The sequence below is a fragment of the Aeromonas sp. 75A genome (genome assembly GCF_051919425.1).
GTDB classification, from domain to species: Bacteria; Pseudomonadota; Gammaproteobacteria; order Enterobacterales; family Aeromonadaceae; genus Aeromonas; species Aeromonas veronii.
Genome location: NZ_JBQBES010000002.1, coordinates 3963780 through 3980711, shown reverse-complemented (window position 1 = coordinate 3980711; position 16932 = coordinate 3963780). Strand labels below are relative to the sequence as shown.

Genomic DNA, 16932 nt, shown 5'->3' with positions numbered 1-16932 from the left:
CGGGCCCCTTGCTCTATAAATGTTACGCGGTGGCCAGCACTGGCCGCGCTTTGGCCTTTTTCAGGTGATAACCGGTAAAGAGCACGAACCAGAGGGCACTGACACTGAAACCGGCCAGGCTGGAGTGCATCAAGCCCATCGCCAGGTAACCGATGGCCGCGCCGAAGGCGATGGCCAGTGCATAGGGCAGTTGGGTCATCACGTGATCGATGTGATGGCAACCGGCACCGGTGGCAGAGAGGATGCTGGTGCTGGAGATGGGTGAACTGTGATCCCCGAACACCGAGCCAGCCAGTACCGCAGCCAGCATCGGCAGCATCAGGCTGATGTCGCTGGCGGCGGCCATGTCACCGGCCAGCGGCAGCATGATGCCGAAGGTACCCCAGCTGGTGCCGGTGGCAAATGCCATGGCACAGGAGAGGATAAAGACCACGGCAGGCAGCACTTCGATCGGCAGGTTGCCGTTAGCCAGCGAAGCCAGGTACTTGCCGGTCTCCACGTCGCGCACCACGGCACCTATGGTCCAGGCAAACAGCAGGATGTTGATGGCTGGCAGCATGGCCATGACGCCTTGCGGCGCGGCCTTGATCCAGTTCTTGGCACCCAGCTTCAGGCGCATAGCCAGACCGATGGAGACCACCAGACTGCACAAGGCACCGTAAACCAGCGAAGAGCCGACGTTGGTGTTTTCGAACGAGCCAAGCACGCTGAAGGGCAGACCTTTCTCGCTCAGCACCGCAGCACCGGAATCAATCATGAAATAGATGGTGGCGGCGGTCAGGGTCAGGATCGGCAGTACCATGTCGATCATGCCGCCGTTGCTCTCTTCCGGGCTCTCCATATCCAGACCGATGGGGCGGCCCTTGGACTCATCCCACAGCTTGCCTTCCAGCGCCCACGCTTCGTGTTGACGCATCGGGCCGATATCCAGCTGACAGGCGATCACCACCAACACCATGATCAGGGTGAAGACGGCGTAGAGGTTCATCGGGATCATCTCGACAAACGCAGCGATGGGGCTCTGCTCGGTCAGACCGTGGGCCGCCATGATGCCGCCAACCAGGGCGATGATATAAGCCCCCCAGGAGGAGATGGGCATCAGCACGCAGACCGGCGCCGCGGTGGAGTCCAGCAGATAGGCCAATTTGGCACGGGAGATCTGGAAGCGGTCGGTCACCGGACGGCAGATGGCCCCCACCGACAGGCTGTGGAAGAAGTCATCGATAAAGAAGGCAAACACCATCATGCCAGTCAGGGCTTTGGCGCCCTTGCGGGTCTTGGCTCGACGCTCGGCCCACTCGGCAAAGGCACGGGTCGCCCCGGAGACGCTCATCAGGCTGATGAGGCCACCCAGCAGCAGCATAAACAGGATCATGTTGACATTGTCACGATTGAGCGCGCCATCGACCCAGAAGATCTTGAGCACGGTATTCAACATGTAATGCAGGGATTCGAGGGGTGAAAACTGATTGAGCAGCAAACTGCCGGTGACGATGCCCACACCAAGGGACAGCAGCACGCGGCGGGTCATGATCGCCAGCGCGACAGCCAACAGGGGGGGAAGAACTGACCAACCGGAGTCGGCGAAATGACTAATGTCCATGATCTCTTTGCACCTAAAGATTACAGGTGGAGATCTACCGAGAGGATCTAAAGAAACAAAACCTATGGGGAGGTCATACTCCTCAGCCCCTTCAGGTAGCGCTCCATAGTGGATGACTATGGCAGTCCTGCACCTATTAGATGCAGAACCAGCAGCCCGGTATGATGGCCTGGCCACTTCGGCGCTGACTCCTTTCCTTGTGCATCACAGGCATCACCCTCCGCACAAATACTCATAGGCAGCGCGCCTCTACTTAAAGGTATTCGCCGCACATTTTATCGAGATGGCAGCTTATAGCAAGTTTTTTGATTAAATAGTCACGATAAATATATCAAGGTCGAAAAATGGTAGTCAAATGATGCAACAACGCCTGTTTTGACGCTATTTTCACCTACTGCGGCTTCATTGGCATCCAATCTCCAAGCCTATTGCAGGCCATATTAAATATCTGTATTGATGTTCCCCACGGATATTATATTTAACCCGGCTTGACTTATTTAAATCACCAAGCAAGAATCAGCTGGAACATAATATTTTTCTCTGACTCGACGTGGTAACGCCTATGAATGAATTTTTAAAGGTACTGCTTAATATCCGCAGTCTGCGTGCGACCTGCCGCGAACTTTCTCTGGAACAACTGGAAGAGGCACTGGAAAAACTCTCTGCGATCGTTGCTGAGCGTCAGCAGGATGAAGCTGCCGAGCGTCAGGCCCGTGAAGAGCATCTGCGGAAAATTAACGAATATAGCGAAATGCTGAAAGCCGCCGGTATTGACCCGGCAGAATTGGTAAGCGCTGTCGCTACCAACCCCGGCAAATCAGAAAAAGCAAAGCGGGCGCCACGTCCTGCCAAATATCGCTATCAGGATAATGGCGTAGAGAAAACCTGGACCGGCCAGGGCCGTATGCCTTCGGCTATTGCCAGCGCAGTGGCAGCAGGCAAATCACTGGAAGACTTTGCTATCTGATCTCAATCTCGTTGCTAATAAAAAACCTCGCCAAGGCGAGGTTTTTTATTGCCGCTTAAATGTGACATATCAGATAGCCGATTGCGGGCGATCTGCTGCCTTGACCCACAGCACTTCACGATCCCCTGCTACGCAGATGAGATAGCGGGCAACGGTAAAGAACCAGTCACTCATCCGGTTCAGATAGGGCAGCACCTCGGGATTGACCCGCTCTTCCCGGCTCAATGTCAGCAGCAAGCGCTCGCAATGACGCACCAGAGTACGCACCACATGTGCTTGCGCCGCGGCACGGGAACCACCGGGCAATATAAATTGGCGCAGCGGTGGCAATGGCTCACTATAACGATCTATCTGCTGTTCAAGGCGAGTGGTCCAAGCGGCATTAACCTGCCAAATCGATTCATTCTGGGCGTCACTGGAGAATGCCAACTCCCCCCCAGATCAAACAACTCCTGTTGCAACAGCTGTAAATCAGCCAATAAACCGACCTCTTGCGACGGCACGTCACAAATCAGCAAGCCAATATGGGAGTTGAGCTCATCGATATAACCGTAGGTCTCGACCCGCAAATGATCCTTTGGCAACTGGATACCATCGGCCAGCCGGGTCATGCCCTTGTCGCCCTGCCTCGTATATATTCTCATACCGACACCCTGTTAATAATGGGAATAATCATGGATTCGAGTCCATTGAGTTTGATTTCGTAAGCCAACGCCAGCGTCTGGCCCAATTTACCCGCCGGAAAACCGCTGCGCGCCATCCACACCAGATAGGGCTCGGGAATATCGATGATACGCCGCCCCTGATATTTACCGTAAGGCATCTTGTTGGTCAGGGTCAGCAGCACCTGTTCGTCGGATAGCCAATCCATATTAATCGATATCCAGATATTTATGAGTCTGGATTGAGAGTCGCCAGTTACGCGCGATACAGGTATCCATCGCCAATTGGGTGGCCCTTGGCTTCTGGCTGATCGGCTGCAAGGCAATGACCACATCAGGGCGCAGGGTAGCAGTAGCGAGCAGCGTATCCAGCTCTTCAATATGGTGCTCGGTGGCCACCGGATGCTTGATCTCGTTGGCCCGCTCCAGCGCCGAGACCAGCACAGGCAGCCCCCCTTTCATACCGATCTTGGGGGAGACTGTTACCCAGGTCTGCTCATGGGTCTTGATCTCGCTGGTGCCACTGGTTTCAATCTGCACCTGATAACCCGCCGCCAGCAGGGCTGACGAGAGTTCGTGCAGATCGTAGAGGCAGGGCTCGCCACCGGTGATCACCACATGGCGCGCCTGATAACCCAGGTCGGTAAAGCTCTTGATAATCTGCGCGGTGCTGAGTTGGCTCCAACAATCGGATTCGTTGGAGCGATCCAGCACCGCCGCCTTGCCCACTTCACGAGCCGGATCAACAACCCAGGTATGACGGGTATCGCACCAGGGGCAGCCCACCGGGCAACCCTGCAGGCGAACAAAGATGGCGGGCAGGCCGGTAAAGATGCCCTCCCCCTGGATGGTCTGGAAAATCTCGTTGATTGGGTAGTGCATCTCGATCACGGCTTGTTGCAAAAGTCGCGGATTATACCCCAAGCCACGGCAAGACGCAGGCTCACTCTGCGCTTTTCTCACCCAGCCCGGTTTTCTCAAACAGTCTGGCCATGATGCCCGCCTTGTCGGCCAGATAGTTGTTTAGGCCGCGACTGCGCAGTTCACACGCAGGACACGTGCCGCAACCGTCACCGGCAATGCCGTTGTAGCAGGTCAGGGTCTGCTGGCGCACCGTGTCGAGGTGACCATAGTGATCCGCCAGTGCCCAGGTCTCGGCCTTGTCGAGCCACATCAGGGGAGTTTCAAAACGGATGCCGCGATCCAGCCCGAGCGACACCGCCTGATTGAGGGCCTTGACGAACTCGTCACGGCAATCGGGATAGCCGGAGAAGTCAGTCTCGCACACACCTGTGATCACCGCTTCGGCGCCCACCTGATAGGCATAGATGGAAGCCAGGGTCAGGAACAGGATATTGCGGCCCGGCACGAAGGTGTTGGGCAGCCCGTTATCCTGCAGCTCGCAGCTGACAGGAATGTCGTCACGGGTCAGGGCAGAGACCGCCAGCTCATTAAGCAGCGTCACATCCATCACCTTGTGGGCGGCAATCCCCAGTGCACTGCCCAGACAGCGCGCGGTGTCGATCTCTTCCCGATGGCGCTGGCCATAGTCGAAGGTGATGGCGTGCACTTCATCATACCGGGCCAATGCCTGCACCAGACAAGTAGTGCTGTCCTGACCGCCACTGAAAACCACGACTGCTTTTTTCATCTTGGTAACTCCTTGAATTGTCACGCGCGGCGGCCTTCGGCAAAGTCCTGCCACTGGGTATTCAACCGATTGAACAGGGTCAGCAAGGGCGCATAGCGCTCCTGCCTTCCCTCCCACCGGGACAAGAGGTGATAGCCCGCCTCTATGGTAGAGAGGGCATCGGGAAAGGGTTTCTTGCGAATGGCATATTGACCGGCAATGGCACCAATGCCGATACGGGGCAAACGGGCCAGTGCCCGGTTGCTCTGCAACATGCGATAGGCTTTGCGCCAGGTGCCGTCTAACAAGATAAAGGCGACGGATGCGGAGCCAGAGGATTCACTCTCCCACTGTTGGCGAAGATCGGTCAGCGAAATGGCATCCTCATCCGGCCAGAGTAGATAGCAGCGACGGGAAGGATCTGCAAGCAACCCATTGAGCCACTCATCGCGGGAAAAGTCCTCCCCCACATGGATCTCGCACTGTTGCAAAGAGGCTGCCAGCAGCGCCGCAGTCCCCTTGGGATGTGCCACCTCGTTGGGGTGCTGCAAGATGTAGAGGGGCGTATGATTGTCAACCGGCACAATATAATCGCACAGGCAGGCTTTGAGGGCTCGGGTGCAACGTGTACAGTATCGACTGTTCTTGTCGTTGGACTGTTTCATGTTGTCAGACAAATCTGGATTGCTCTGGGTTATCACGCTCTCTCTCACCAGCTTGCTACTCTTCTTTACCGTTCCCAATCTTCAGCTCTCCTTCGATCGGCCCTTGATCGCCGGGGGCGAAGGGTGGCGGATCATAACAGGCAATCTGGCTCATACCAATCTGTGGCACCTGCTGCTCAATCTGGGCGGCCTCGCCATCCTCTATAGCCTGTTTCGCGACTATCTGGGTGGGGCTCGCCTGCCGCTGCTGATGTTGCTGCTCTGGTTGGCAGTGGGCTTGGGGATCTGGTGGTGGTGCCCGCAGACCCAATGGTACATGGGGCTATCCGGCTCGCTGCATGGCCTGTTTGTCTGGGGGGCAATGCAGGATATCCGCCACGGACGCCGCACGTCGGGCTGGCTGCTGCTAGCGGGGATGGGGCTCAAGCTGGTGATGGACTTCTACAACGCAGGAGAGAGTCCGATCGCCACCCTGATCAATGCCAGGGTACACATCGGCTCTCATCTTATCGGGGCCGGTGCAGGCCTGTTGCTCGGCCTGCACCGCGTCTCACTGAGTGAGCCTGTTACGCACCAGCCAGCTCGGCATTGATGCTGGCCAGCATGGCGGCCGGATCGGCAGCCTGCGTGATGGGGCGACCGATAACCAGATAATCGGAACCCGCCTCGACCGCCGCTTTGGGTGTCATCACCCGGCGCTGATCCCCGGCCGCTGAACCTGTCGGGCGAATACCCGGGGTCACCAGCTTGAAATCGGCGCCCAGCAATGCTTTCAACTCATGGGCCTCGTTGGCAGAGCAGACCACACCATCCAGACCGGATGCCTTGGTCAGGGTAGCCAGCCGGATCACCTGCTCGGCCGGGCTTACATCCAGACCAAGAGGGATCATGTCGGACTGCTCCATGCTGGTCAACACGGTCACGCCGATAAGCAGGGGCGCCTTGTCGCCATAAGGCAGTAGCGCCTCTTTGGCGGCACGCATCATCCGCTCACCACCACTGGCATGCACGTTGACCATCCAGACACCGAGCTCGGCACTGGCTGCCACGGCTTTGGCAACGGTATTGGGAATATCGTGAAATTTCAGATCCAGAAAGACATCGAATCCCCTGGCCACCAGCTGGCGTACAAACTGCGGGCCAAACAGGGTAAACATCTCCTTGCCTACCTTGAGACGGCACTGGGCCGGAGAGATACGTTCAACGAACGCTAAGGCATCTGCCTCGTGCTGATAATCCAGCGCTACCAGTACTTTGGGATCTTGCATCTCACATCCTATTGCTTGTTATTCACCGTCCAGACCACGGATCGGCTTGATGGAACCCCACTGGCGACAAGACGGGCACTGCCAGAACAGCGAGTGAGTGGCAAAGCCGCACTGCCGACACTTGTGGGTTGACTTGATTTTGATCTGCTCGCCGACCAGCTGTTGCAGCAGTTCGAGGCTCTCCTTGGCAGGCCCCTCTTCCGCACTGGCCAGCTGAAAACCCACCAGCTGGTAAAAACCTTTCATCGAGGGATGACGACGCAGCTGACGCAACACCAGCGAACGGGCCTGGCTCAGGCCATCACGCTCTTCAACCAGCTTGGCAAGGGCCAGGGTCACGCTGACACCGGCGTGATCTTCCACTGCCTTCTCAAGCAGCGGGATCAACGCAGGCGTGCGGCCCAACTGCTGATAGCACTCGAGCAATTTGGGCATCGCCTCGGAGGCAAAGTCGATATCCTGCTCGAACACCCGCAGCAGCTCCTTGCTGGCCTGCTCATACTCCCCTTCCGCCATGGCGAGCTCTGCGAGGCGCAAACTGGCTCGGGCACATGCCGGATTGATACTGAGCGCCCGTTTGAGCTTGGCCAGCCCCTCCCCTTTATTGCCCTCACGCAGCGCGGTTTCGGCCTGTTCGCAATAGAAATGGGAGATGGGGTCGGCCAGCTTCTTGCCCTGGAATTTTTGCAGACGAACCGCCACATCGATGGCCTTATCCCAATCCCGCAGCTGCTGATGGATGATCAACAGCTGTGCCAGCGCCGTCTCTTCATAATCGCTGTCGTCACACAGCTCATTCCAGAGCGCTTCCGCCCGGTCCAGCAGACCGGCAGCAAGAAAGTCGCGAGCCAGCTCCTGCAGAGCAAGCTGGCGCTGCTCCCGGGTCAGCTGGCGGGTTACCAGGTTCTGGTGGATCTTGATGGCACGATCGACCTCCCCACGCTGGCGAAACAGGTTGCCGAGGGAGAGGTGTGTTTCGATGGTTTCACTGTCCACCTCAAGCAGCTGGATAAAGAGATCCACCGCCTTGTCGGATTCATCGGACAGCAAATAGTTGAGGCCCGCCACATACTGGCGGGAAAACTGGTTACTCTGTTTTTGGGTGTCCTGACGAACACTCCTGCGACCCATGTACCAACCATAACCGGCGGCGATGGGCAACAGCAGGAAAAGCAGTTCAAGCATTGAGGAACATTATTCCTTACCCGGTGACCGGGCCAGCTCCAACTCGCGGGATTGACGACGCATGGTGCGGTTGAGGGTGCGGTTTTGCATTTTCAGGCGCAGGAACAGCAGGCCGAATACCAGCCAGCCCAGCAAAAAACCGCCAGCGAAGAAGAAGCCCAACAGCATGGCAAGCGAAAACTCACCCTGAGCGATCAGGTAATTGAACTGAACCAGCTGGCCATTTTGTGAGCCCAGCGCCAGGGTCAGAACAAACACCAGCACCAGCGGAATGAGGGCCAAAATACGCTTCATAAGAGCTCCCTGTCAGTATCTAATGAGAGGCTGATTATCCTTAAAATCGCAGGCAGACTCTAGAGTGAATGGGAAAAGAGTTTAAGAAACAAGACGATTGGCACAGGAATCGGTGCCAAAAAGAAAAAAGGCATACCCGAGGTATGCCCATTTCTGCATTATTCAATGATGTTGACGCGCTCGCGCAACTCTTTACCAGGTTTGAAGTGCGGGACATATTTCCCGGTCAGTTCAACCTTGTCCCCAGTCTTGGGGTTGCGGCCCACACGGGGCGCACGATAGTGCAGTGAAAAACTGCCAAATCCGCGGATTTCAATCCGGTCGCCGTTTTGCAAGGTCGACGCCATCTGCTCAAGGATCTCCTTGATGGCGGCTTCGACATCCTTGGCCGGCATATGCATGCGGCTGGCTGCCAGTTGTTCGATGAGATCTGATTTGGTCATAACGTTAAATCTCCTTCCCCGATCACATGCAATATTCATTTTGCCAGGATAAAAAAGGGCGGCGCAATGCCGCCCTTTTCTTGCATCAAGGATTACTCACCCTTGGCGGCTTTGAACGCTTCCATCATAGCATTGCTGAACACAACTTCTTCTTGCTGGTTCAGGTTATCGATAGCAACACGCTCATCAGCCTCGTCCTTAGCACGGACAGACAGGCTTACGGTGCGGTTCTTACGATCAACGCCCATGAATTTAGCTTCAACTTCGTCACCAACAGACAGCACCAGAGTGGCGTCTTCTACACGGTCACGAGCAGCGTCGGAGGCACGCAGGTAGCCTTCTACGCCATCAGCCAGTTCGATAACGGCACCTTTGGCATCAACCTCGGTAACCTTACCCTTCACGATAGCACCTTTCTTGTTGTCAGCCAGGTACTTGTTGAACGGGTCTTCTTCGATCTGCTTGACACCCAGGGAGATGCGCTCACGCTCCGGATCCACTTGCAGAACAACGGCTTCGATCTCGTCGCCTTTCTTGAATTCACGCACGGCTTCTTCGCCCTGGTTGTTCCAGGAGATGTCAGACAGGTGAACCAGGCCGTCGATACCGCCATCCAGACCGATGAAGATACCGAAGTCAGTGATGGACTTGATCTTGCCGGAAACACGGTCGCCTTTGGCGTGAGTTTCGGCAAACAGCTGCCACGGGTTGGATTTGCACTGCTTCAGACCCAGGGAGATACGACGACGCTCTTCGTCGATGTCCAGAACCATCACGTCAACCACGTCGCCAACGTTAACAACTTTGGACGGGTGGATGTTCTTGTTGGTCCAATCCATCTCGGATACGTGTACCAGGCCTTCAACGCCCTCTTCGATTTCAACGAAGCAGCCGTAGTCGGTCAGGTTGGTCACGCGGCCAGACAGACGGGTGGTCTCCGGGTAACGCTTGGCGATAGCAACCCAGGGATCTTCGCCCAGTTGCTTCAGACCCAGGGATACACGGGTACGCTCGCGGTCGAACTTCAGAACCTTGACAGCGATCTCGTCGCCAACGTTGACGATTTCGGAAGGATGCTTAACGCGCTTCCACGCCATGTCGGTGATGTGCAGCAGGCCGTCAACACCGCCCAGATCTACGAATGCACCGTAGTCGGTCAGGTTCTTGACGATACCCTTAACTTCTTGACCTTCTTGCAGGTTAGCCAGCAGGCTTTCGCGCTCGGAGGTGTTCTCGGTCTCGATCACGGCACGACGGGAAACAACAACGTTGTTGCGCTTCTGGTCCAGCTTGATGACTTTGAACTCGAGTTCTTTGTTTTCCAGGTGAGCGGTGTCACGGATCGGACGCACGTCAACCAGAGAACCCGGCAGGAAGGCACGGATGCCGTTCAGTTCAACGGTGAAACCACCCTTGACCTTGCCGTTGATGATACCGATAACGGTAGCTTGCTCTTCGTAAGCCTTCTCAAGCTGCAGCCAGGCTTCGTGGCGCTTGGCTTTTTCGCGGGACAGCTTGGTTTCGCCGAAACCATCTTCGATAGAGTCCAGAGCCACGTCAACGGTGTCGCCGACGTTGATTTCCAGCTCGCCCATGGCGTTCTTGAATTCTTCAGCCGGGATAGCGGACTCGGATTTCAGACCGGCGTCAACCAGTACGAAACCGTTCTCGATAGCAACGACAGTACCCTTGACGATGGAACCTTGACGGGTTTCAACGGCGTTCAGGGACTCTTCAAAGAGTTGAGCAAAAGATTCGATCATTGTTTATGTCACAAATGAAACATCCACTTGCAATCCGGCACAAGCGGGGCTGTTTTAAATAATCTGCGCCATCCTTGGTGCAGACGACCGGATGTCAGCTTGCGCTGGCATCACCAAGTTGTTGCTCTGCATAGGCGAGTACTGTTGCCAGCACTTCATCTATGGTCATGGCGGTAGAGTCTACCACCAGAGCATCTTCTGCCGGTTTCAGGGGTGCAGTAGCGCGATTTCTGTCACGATCGTCACGTTCCCGAATCTCGGTTAAAAGACGCTCAAAGTTAACATCAAAGCCCTTATCTTGCAACTGCTTATAGCGACGCTGGGCCCGTTCTTCGGCACTGGCGTCGAGGAAAATCTTCACCTCGGCCTCGGGAAAAACTACGGTACCCATGTCACGACCATCGGCAATCAGACCCGGTGCCTGACGAAATGCACGCTGACGGCGCAGCAAGGCTTCGCGCACACGGGGGAAGGCGGCGATTTTACTGGCAGCATTACCCACTTCTTCGGTGCGAATGGTGCGGGAGACATCTTCCCCTTCCAGGATCACCTTGACCAGATCGCCTTCTACCTGAAATTGCACATCCAGATTGGCAGCCAGAGGCACCAGTGAGGCTTCACTGTCCAGCTCTACATCGTGATGCAGGGCGGCCAGGGACAACACCCGATAGATGGCGCCCGAGTCCAGCAAGTGCCAACCCAGCTTCTCAGCAAGCAGCTGACACAAGGTGCCTTTACCTGCACCACTGGGGCCATCAATTGTCATTACGGGGGCCATCTGAGGCATAACTTCTCTCCTGCACTGTGTTGCTCCCATCCCGAAGGGGTGGGTTAATGGGCGCCGATTATACCCGAATGTGGTGAGCCTGGCAGTCATCAATCCGCACAAAGGGCCAAAACCCCGACGGACGGCTGTGCTTGTATCTCATTTGGAGATTTCATTAAGCAATGCAGGGACTTGTTCTTATGGTCGTTCCTGACAAGGCGCGCTAAACTGGCCCCCTTTTTTGAGCCGTTAGTAGTAAGGAGCAACCTATGAGCAGCGTTACCCTCGTGGCCAAATCCAAATTGCCAACCCCCTGGGGCACCTTCACGCTGGTAGGTTTTCAGGAAACCGGCACAGGCAAAGATCACGCCGCACTGGTGATGGGCGACATTACAGGTGACGAGCCCGTGCTGGGCCGGATCCACTCAGAGTGCCTGACCGGCGACGCCCTGTTCAGCCTGCGTTGTGACTGCGGTTTCCAGTTGCAGGCGGCCATGGAGAATATCGCCAAAGCCGGTCGTGGCGTGTTGCTGTATGTGCGTCAAGAGGGCCGTGGCATCGGCTTGCTCAACAAGATCCGCGCCTATCACCTGCAGGATCAGGGTGCCGATACCGTGGAGGCCAACGTGGCCCTTGGTTTTGCCGCCGATATGCGCGATTACACCATCTGCGCCGACATGCTCAAGCAGCTTGAAGTCAAGTCTCTCAAACTGATGACCAACAACCCGCGCAAGATGAAAGCGATGGAATCCTTCGGTATTCCGGTGACCGAACGGGTTCCGTTGCAGGAAGGACGCAATCCCCACAACGAGTTCTATCTGTCGACCAAGGCCAACAAGCTGGATCATATGCTGAAGAAATGAGCCTGCATTGACGAATACCAGATAGTCAAACGCCTCTCAATCGGAGGCGTTTTTCTTGGAACGACCACACATCAACCCTAGCTATCTCTGTGGTACGGTCAGATTGGCCAGCAGAGCTTCAAGCTCTTCGCCAGTGCGGGCAGCACTGTATTGTTCGACCCGCTCGCGGGTCAATTGCGGCGCGAGACGTTCAATCAGATCGTAGAGATAGCCGCATAAAAATGCCCCTCTGCGCAACCCGATAGCGGCTACACCGCCTGGTAGCCAGGGCGCCGTTTTGAGCACCAGATCCCCATCGCGCTGGGGCTCCCAGGCAAAAGTTGCCATCACCCCGATGCCCATCCCTTGTCTGACATAGGTCTTGAGCACATCGCTGTCGCTCGCACAGCAGGCGATCCGGCTCTCGGCATGAGCACAATCAGTGCCATGTGCAGCAGAGAGCGCCCTTCCATCGGTCACCAATGCAAACTCCACCAGCTCGGCCGGGGTCAGCGATGTTGCTTTGGCCAACGGATGATCCTTGGGCAGCACCAAGCCCCGTTGCCACTGAAAAGAGGGGAGCATGAGCAGATCGCTCCCCTCCTCCGGTTCATCCGCCAGCAGCAGATCGGCAGCGCCATCATGCACGGCTACGCGGCACTGCGCCGCACTCCCCTGCATCACAGTTACGGCTACTTTGGGAAAGCGGGCCATAAAACCCTTGAGGATGGCGGGCAGAATATAACGGGCTTGCAGATGAGTAGCGGCAATGGTGAGGGTTCCCTGCTCCGGATGCACATGCTGCCTGGCCATTACCTTGATGGTGGCCACCTTGTCCAGCACCTCCGCGGCCACTTTGATCACATCCCGACCTATGGGGGTGATTTGGGTCAAGTGTTTGCCGCTGCGCTCGAAGATCTGGATCCCCAGCTCATCCTCCAGCATCCGCACCTGTTTGCTGATCCCGGGCTGGGAGGTAAAGAGGCTCTCGGCGGTGGCCGACAGATTCAGCCTGTGGTTCGCCACCTCGACGATATAGCGCAATTGCTGCAATTTCATGGTGTAGCCCTCAAGCGAACCCACCATTAATAGTAACAAACTTTCAGCAATGGCCCGCCGCCATCAGGCCGGGCGCTCCTTGAGTAGGAAATCACGCAAGGCACGATTGGCCATGGAGAGCGGATCGCCCCGCCGCCACGCCACACAGAGATCGAGATAGATGGGCGGGTCAAAGGGCACGCCACTCAGATCCGGCTCCTCTTCCAGCACCATCCGCAAGAAGGTGGTCACCGCAAAACCTTGCCGCACCACCGCCTTGAGCAGAGGGATAAGATTGCTCTCGAAGGCGATATCGGGTTCAACGCCCAGGCTCTGGGCTAGCGCCTCCATATGCTCTCGGTGGTAAAAACCACGGCGAAACAGCGCCAACTCCTGAGCAAAGAACTGCGAGAGGGTGACGGCCGATGCGCCACGCAAGGGGTGATCGTCCCCCACCACCATCAACATCTCTTCGCTCAGCAGATGCGCTCCCTCGATGGCGGGAGGCAGATCACTGGTGATGAGAATGGCCAGATCGAGGGAGCCATCCACCATCCGGCTGAGCAGCTCACGGGTGCCGGCCTCTTCGACCCGGATCTTGAGGCCGGGATAGCGATGCTTGAAGGCCATCAGACGAGGGGGGAAATAGTAGGAGCCCATCATGTAGGGGATCCCGATCCGCACCTCCCCCCGCTCCAACCCCTTGAGCTCGGCCATCTCGGCCTCGGCCTGATGCATCTGCAGCAACAAGCGCTCGGCATGGCGACAGAGCACCTCTCCCTCCGGGGTGAGCCGTACCGCCCGGTCCTGTCGATCAAACAGCCGCAATTCGAGCTGCTGCTCCAGCTTGGCGATGGCCATGCTGATGGCCGGTTGTGCCACATGCAGACTGTTGGCTGCCTTGGTAAATGAGCCGGCATCCCTGACCGCCAGCAGATAGGTGAGCTGTTTCAGATCCATGTATCAATTCATCTTATGAGATAGATAACTTAAATATATTATATTTATAACCGTAAGGACTCTACCCTGACCAAAAGTAGTCAGGACAATACGCAATGATTGAAGTTGGAAGTCGCGAGTGGATACGTGCAACCCTGGCCCTCAGCCTGGGCTCTTTTCTGGTGTTTCTGAACCTCTACCAGACCCATCCCCTGTTACCCCTGATTGCCGAGGTCTTCTCGGTCAACTCCCTCTCGGCCAGCTGGACCCTGGCAGGATGCACTGCAGGCCTCGCCGCCTCCCTGCTGATCTGCGCCAGACTGGCTGATCGCCATGGCCGTCGGCAGGTCATGCTGGGTACCCTCACCCTGGCGATCCTGCTCTCACTGTTGATCCCGATGGTTGAGCAGTTTGGCACCCTGCTGCTGCTACGCATCCTGCAGGGCGCGCTGCTGGCAGGACTGCCCGCGACCGCGATTGCCTATATGGGGGAAGAGTTCAGCAAACGGGCGCTCCTCTCGGCGGTGGGGGTCTATATTGCCGCCAACTCCCTCGGTGGCATTGCCGGTCGGGTGGTCGGCGGTCTGTTGGCGGGCTGGTTTGGCGACTGGCAGCATACCTTTCTGGGGATTGGTGTGATCAGCCTGTCACTGCTGCCGCTGGTCTTCTGGCTGCTGCCCCATCAGACCCGCTTTGTGGCGAGCGCCCCCGTTCGCGGCCAATTTGCTCGCGCCTTGCAACAACACCTGACCAATCCCTTGCTGGTAGGGGCCTATCTGATTGGCGGCCTCAACTTTATGGTGTTTCTGAACCAGTTCAGCTACCTCACCTTCTTGCTGGCCAAGCCCCCCTTCTCCCTGCCCACCCAGTGGCTCGGCATGCTGTTTCTCACCTATCTCTCGGGGACTGTAGCCTCCTCCTTGAGCGGCCGCTTTGCCAACCGCTGGGGGGCACAACGCATGCTGCTAGTGGGGATCGCGCTGATGGCTATCGGCAGTCTGTGGCTGCTGCAGGGCAGTCTGCTCGGGATCCTGAGCGGCTTGCTGGTCTCCAGCTTCGGCTTTTTCCTGGCACACGCCTGCGCCAGTGCCTGGGTCGGTCATCATGTCGAACACAACCGCGCCCTCGCCTCCTCCCTCTATCTGGTGGCCTACTATCTGGGAGCCAGTCTGGGGGGACTTTACCTGCACCCCTTCTGGGAGCAGGGTGAGCTGGGCGGTCTGGTCATAGGAATTGAACTGGTCCTCATCCTGACGGCGGGCTTGAGCCTCTGGCTCGGCCGTCTCAAGCAGCGAAGCCAATCGCCACTGCCCGCCCAGCAACCCCACCGACACGGGTAACGGGCTCAGCGCAAACAGGGTCACCCACAAGCAGATGGCGATCTCGCAACCCAGCACCGCCAGATAACAAAAGGGGTCACACCGGTGACCCCTTTTGCTGCGTTATTCAAGAGCCTGTCAGGCTCGCACCGCATTGAGCGCAGGATCACTCCTGATCGAAATAATCCGCAGGCACCGCGACCACAGCGTCGGTCGCCACCTCTTCGGCGATCATCTCAGCCAGCGGGCGCAGGTGAAACTTGATCTGGCCGGAAGGCAACATCAGGCCAATATCGGGGTTGCGGGTATCCTGCATTTTGCCAGTTTTGAATGGCAGCTCGGGATAGCGCGCTACCAGATCTTGCAGTGAAGTAACCACCAGCTCGATATGTTCCAGCCCCGCCTGATGGACGCGACCTGGTTTCGGTGCAGCCAGCTCGATACAGGGTACCTGTACCTCACCAGCCAACAGAGGCTGATGCAACTGATAGGTGGCGATGGGACGTCCGCCAATCATACCCTCCACCAGCAAGGAGCCCGCCTCAGCCAGCACAGCACATAGTGCGCGGTACTCCTGCAGGGTAGCCGCCCGATAACAGAGGTGATCTACCGTTGGCCGGGAAATGGTGACGCCAGTGGCGGCCAGTTCGGCCAACAGCTGAGAAACAAATGGGGCCATTGGCCCCAGTGTGGAATCGAGTGGATGGGACATGCTTACCATTTCTTCTTGGGTTGAAACAGGACATCGAGCTCGTCGGCTTCCTTGTCCTTGATGTTTTGCAGATCCTGCGCGCTATTTTGCTGCTGCAGCTCTTCAAGCTCCTTGAGCCCCTGACGCATATCTTCTTCACGGGCCAGCAGATAGGGATCCTTGTCGCCCACGCTCGCCATGGCAGAGAGTCCCTTGGTATAGAGCTGGCGGCAAGTGCCATATTGGCCCTGAATGCGGGCATCCATCGCCCGCTTGACCAGATTGGAGATGTTGATCTTGAGCTGCATCAGCTCGAGGCGGCGCTCTTCCTGGGCAAACCCCTGAGGGTCAATCTTGCCCTTGTTGTGCTCGACCCGCAGCACGGCCCGCATCTTCTTGACCAGCTGCAGCATCTGGATCGCCTGACGATCGGACTCCGGGGTCTTGAACTGCCCCTCATCCTGCACGCTGTAGTTCTCCTGCACATTCTTGATCTGGGTCTGCACATCAACGATGCGCTGCTTGATCTGATTGTTCGGCATCACCTGGGCGATGGCGCGATAGGCATCGAGGATCCGGTGCTGCAACAGCAACACCATGTTCTTGGAGAAAGGCACCAGATTGACGTTCAGCAACACCTCTTCGGTCTCGTCAGCCACCGTCTTGTGTCTGGCAACGGCGTGACGCTTGTCCGCCTCTGCCTTCTGCTTATATTGCTGCACCACGTTATAGGCGATAACCAAAAACAGGAGTGCGCCAATAGACAGCAATACCAAAGTTAAAATCATAGGATGTCCAAACCCCTGTTCCTATCCAATTGCGTGATCCTACAACAGCTTACCCACTTAAGGTAGCCT

General features: G+C 56.9%; 19 protein-coding genes, 1 pseudogene and 1 riboswitch. Of the genes and pseudogenes, 4 read left to right on the top strand and 16 right to left on the bottom strand.

Going from position 1 to position 16932, the window contains the following annotated elements; genetic code table 11:
* Nucleotides 1-22 precede the first annotated feature (22 nt).
* Nucleotides 23-1603 carry a Na+/H+ antiporter NhaC family protein gene (locus tag ACTG2T_RS18505; protein WP_005351177.1) on the bottom strand — a complete coding sequence of 527 codons (1581 nt, stop codon included), beginning with the start codon at nt 1601-1603 and terminating at the stop codon, nt 23-25.
* Between the two features lie 88 nt (nt 1604-1691).
* Nucleotides 1692-1863: riboswitch (Lysine riboswitch) on the bottom strand.
* 302 nt (nt 1864-2165) lie between these two features.
* On the opposite strand from ACTG2T_RS18505, the gene ACTG2T_RS18500 reads away from it, so the two are divergent.
* A complete protein-coding gene (locus ACTG2T_RS18500; protein WP_005337123.1) occupies nt 2166-2570 on the top strand; it encodes an H-NS family histone-like protein in 405 nt (134 codons plus the stop codon).
* A 69-nt stretch (nt 2571-2639) separates the two neighbouring features.
* Here ACTG2T_RS18500 and ACTG2T_RS18495 read toward each other — a convergent pair.
* From ACTG2T_RS18495 to ACTG2T_RS18475, 5 genes and pseudogenes are all read right to left on the bottom strand, one after another.
* Nucleotides 2640-3214: pseudogene (locus ACTG2T_RS18495) on the bottom strand (cob(I)yrinic acid a,c-diamide adenosyltransferase).
* Complete coding sequence (locus ACTG2T_RS18490) at nt 3211-3441, bottom strand: DUF3820 family protein (protein ID WP_167569438.1); 231 nt, start codon at nt 3439-3441, stop codon at nt 3211-3213. The pseudogene ACTG2T_RS18495 and the gene ACTG2T_RS18490 overlap by 4 nt, the downstream one beginning before the upstream one ends.
* A gap of 1 nt (nt 3442) precedes the next feature.
* Entirely contained in the window at nt 3443-4114 is a 672-nt protein-coding gene (gene queE, locus ACTG2T_RS18485; RefSeq protein WP_019444695.1) for a 7-carboxy-7-deazaguanine synthase QueE, read from the bottom strand.
* Nucleotides 4115-4175: 61 nt separating this feature from the next.
* A complete protein-coding gene (gene queC / locus ACTG2T_RS18480) occupies nt 4176-4883 on the bottom strand; it encodes a 7-cyano-7-deazaguanine synthase QueC (RefSeq protein WP_330124539.1) in 708 nt (235 codons plus the stop codon).
* Nucleotides 4884-4903: 20 nt separating this feature from the next.
* On the bottom strand, nt 4904-5527 hold the full coding sequence (locus ACTG2T_RS18475) for a tRNA-uridine aminocarboxypropyltransferase (protein WP_158110732.1): 624 nt from the start codon (nt 5525-5527) through the stop codon (nt 4904-4906).
* On the opposite strand from ACTG2T_RS18475, the gene rrtA reads away from it, so the two are divergent.
* Nucleotides 5526-6119: a rhombosortase gene (gene rrtA / locus ACTG2T_RS18470; RefSeq protein WP_279496013.1), complete on the top strand. Its 594-nt coding sequence runs from the start codon at nt 5526-5528 to the stop codon at nt 6117-6119. The two genes, ACTG2T_RS18475 and rrtA, sit on opposite strands and share 2 nt — an antisense overlap.
* Here the strand turns inward: rrtA and pyrF are convergent.
* From pyrF to cmk, 6 genes are all read right to left on the bottom strand, one after another.
* Nucleotides 6094-6795, bottom strand: coding sequence for an orotidine-5'-phosphate decarboxylase (gene pyrF, locus ACTG2T_RS18465; RefSeq protein WP_139442044.1), 702 nt, complete (start codon nt 6793-6795; stop codon nt 6094-6096). The genes rrtA and pyrF overlap by 26 nt on opposite strands.
* Nucleotides 6796-6813: 18 nt before the next feature.
* Nucleotides 6814-7980: a lipopolysaccharide assembly protein LapB gene (lapB, locus tag ACTG2T_RS18460; RefSeq protein ID WP_047438342.1), complete on the bottom strand. Its 1167-nt coding sequence runs from the start codon at nt 7978-7980 to the stop codon at nt 6814-6816.
* Nucleotides 7981-7989: 9 nt separating this feature from the next.
* A complete protein-coding gene (locus ACTG2T_RS18455; RefSeq protein ID WP_005337143.1) occupies nt 7990-8274 on the bottom strand; it encodes a LapA family protein in 285 nt (94 codons plus the stop codon).
* A gap of 158 nt (nt 8275-8432) precedes the next feature.
* The gene (ihfB, locus tag ACTG2T_RS18450; protein WP_005299934.1) at nt 8433-8717 is read right to left on the bottom strand and encodes an integration host factor subunit beta; all 285 of its coding nucleotides are present in this window, start codon (nt 8715-8717) and stop codon (nt 8433-8435) included.
* A gap of 92 nt (nt 8718-8809) precedes the next feature.
* Nucleotides 8810-10480, bottom strand: a complete 1671-nt coding sequence (gene rpsA / locus ACTG2T_RS18445) for a 30S ribosomal protein S1 (protein ID WP_005337148.1) — start codon at nt 10478-10480, stop codon at nt 8810-8812.
* Nucleotides 10481-10574: 94 nt separating this feature from the next.
* Nucleotides 10575-11267 (bottom strand): (d)CMP kinase, encoded by a 693-nt coding sequence (cmk, locus tag ACTG2T_RS18440; RefSeq protein ID WP_019444698.1) that lies wholly within the window; start codon nt 11265-11267, stop codon nt 10575-10577.
* Nucleotides 11268-11515: 248 nt separating this feature from the next.
* Between cmk and ribA the strand changes: the two genes are divergently transcribed.
* Nucleotides 11516-12109, top strand: a complete 594-nt coding sequence (ribA, locus tag ACTG2T_RS18435) for a GTP cyclohydrolase II (RefSeq protein ID WP_167567461.1) — start codon at nt 11516-11518, stop codon at nt 12107-12109.
* 81 nt (nt 12110-12190) lie between these two features.
* On the opposite strand, the gene ACTG2T_RS18430 is transcribed toward ribA, so the two are convergent.
* The gene (locus ACTG2T_RS18430) at nt 12191-13147 is read right to left on the bottom strand and encodes a LysR substrate-binding domain-containing protein (protein WP_330124538.1); all 957 of its coding nucleotides are present in this window, start codon (nt 13145-13147) and stop codon (nt 12191-12193) included.
* A gap of 63 nt (nt 13148-13210) precedes the next feature.
* Nucleotides 13211-14086, bottom strand: coding sequence for a LysR family transcriptional regulator (locus tag ACTG2T_RS18425; protein WP_005351154.1), 876 nt, complete (start codon nt 14084-14086; stop codon nt 13211-13213).
* Between the two features lie 95 nt (nt 14087-14181).
* Between ACTG2T_RS18425 and ACTG2T_RS18420 the strand changes: the two genes are divergently transcribed.
* Nucleotides 14182-15405 carry an MFS transporter gene (locus ACTG2T_RS18420; protein WP_330124537.1) on the top strand — a complete coding sequence of 408 codons (1224 nt, stop codon included), beginning with the start codon at nt 14182-14184 and terminating at the stop codon, nt 15403-15405.
* A gap of 145 nt (nt 15406-15550) precedes the next feature.
* Here the strand turns inward: ACTG2T_RS18420 and ACTG2T_RS18415 are convergent, their stop codons facing one another.
* Together ACTG2T_RS18415 and ACTG2T_RS18410 are read right to left on the bottom strand one after the other, a co-directional pair.
* Complete coding sequence (locus ACTG2T_RS18415; protein ID WP_330124536.1) at nt 15551-16105, bottom strand: VOC family protein; 555 nt, start codon at nt 16103-16105, stop codon at nt 15551-15553.
* The gene (locus ACTG2T_RS18410) at nt 16099-16863 is read right to left on the bottom strand and encodes a hypothetical protein (protein ID WP_005337161.1); all 765 of its coding nucleotides are present in this window, start codon (nt 16861-16863) and stop codon (nt 16099-16101) included. Before ACTG2T_RS18410 ends, ACTG2T_RS18415 begins: the two co-directional genes overlap by 7 nt.
* Between the last annotated feature and the right edge of the window lie 69 nt (nt 16864-16932).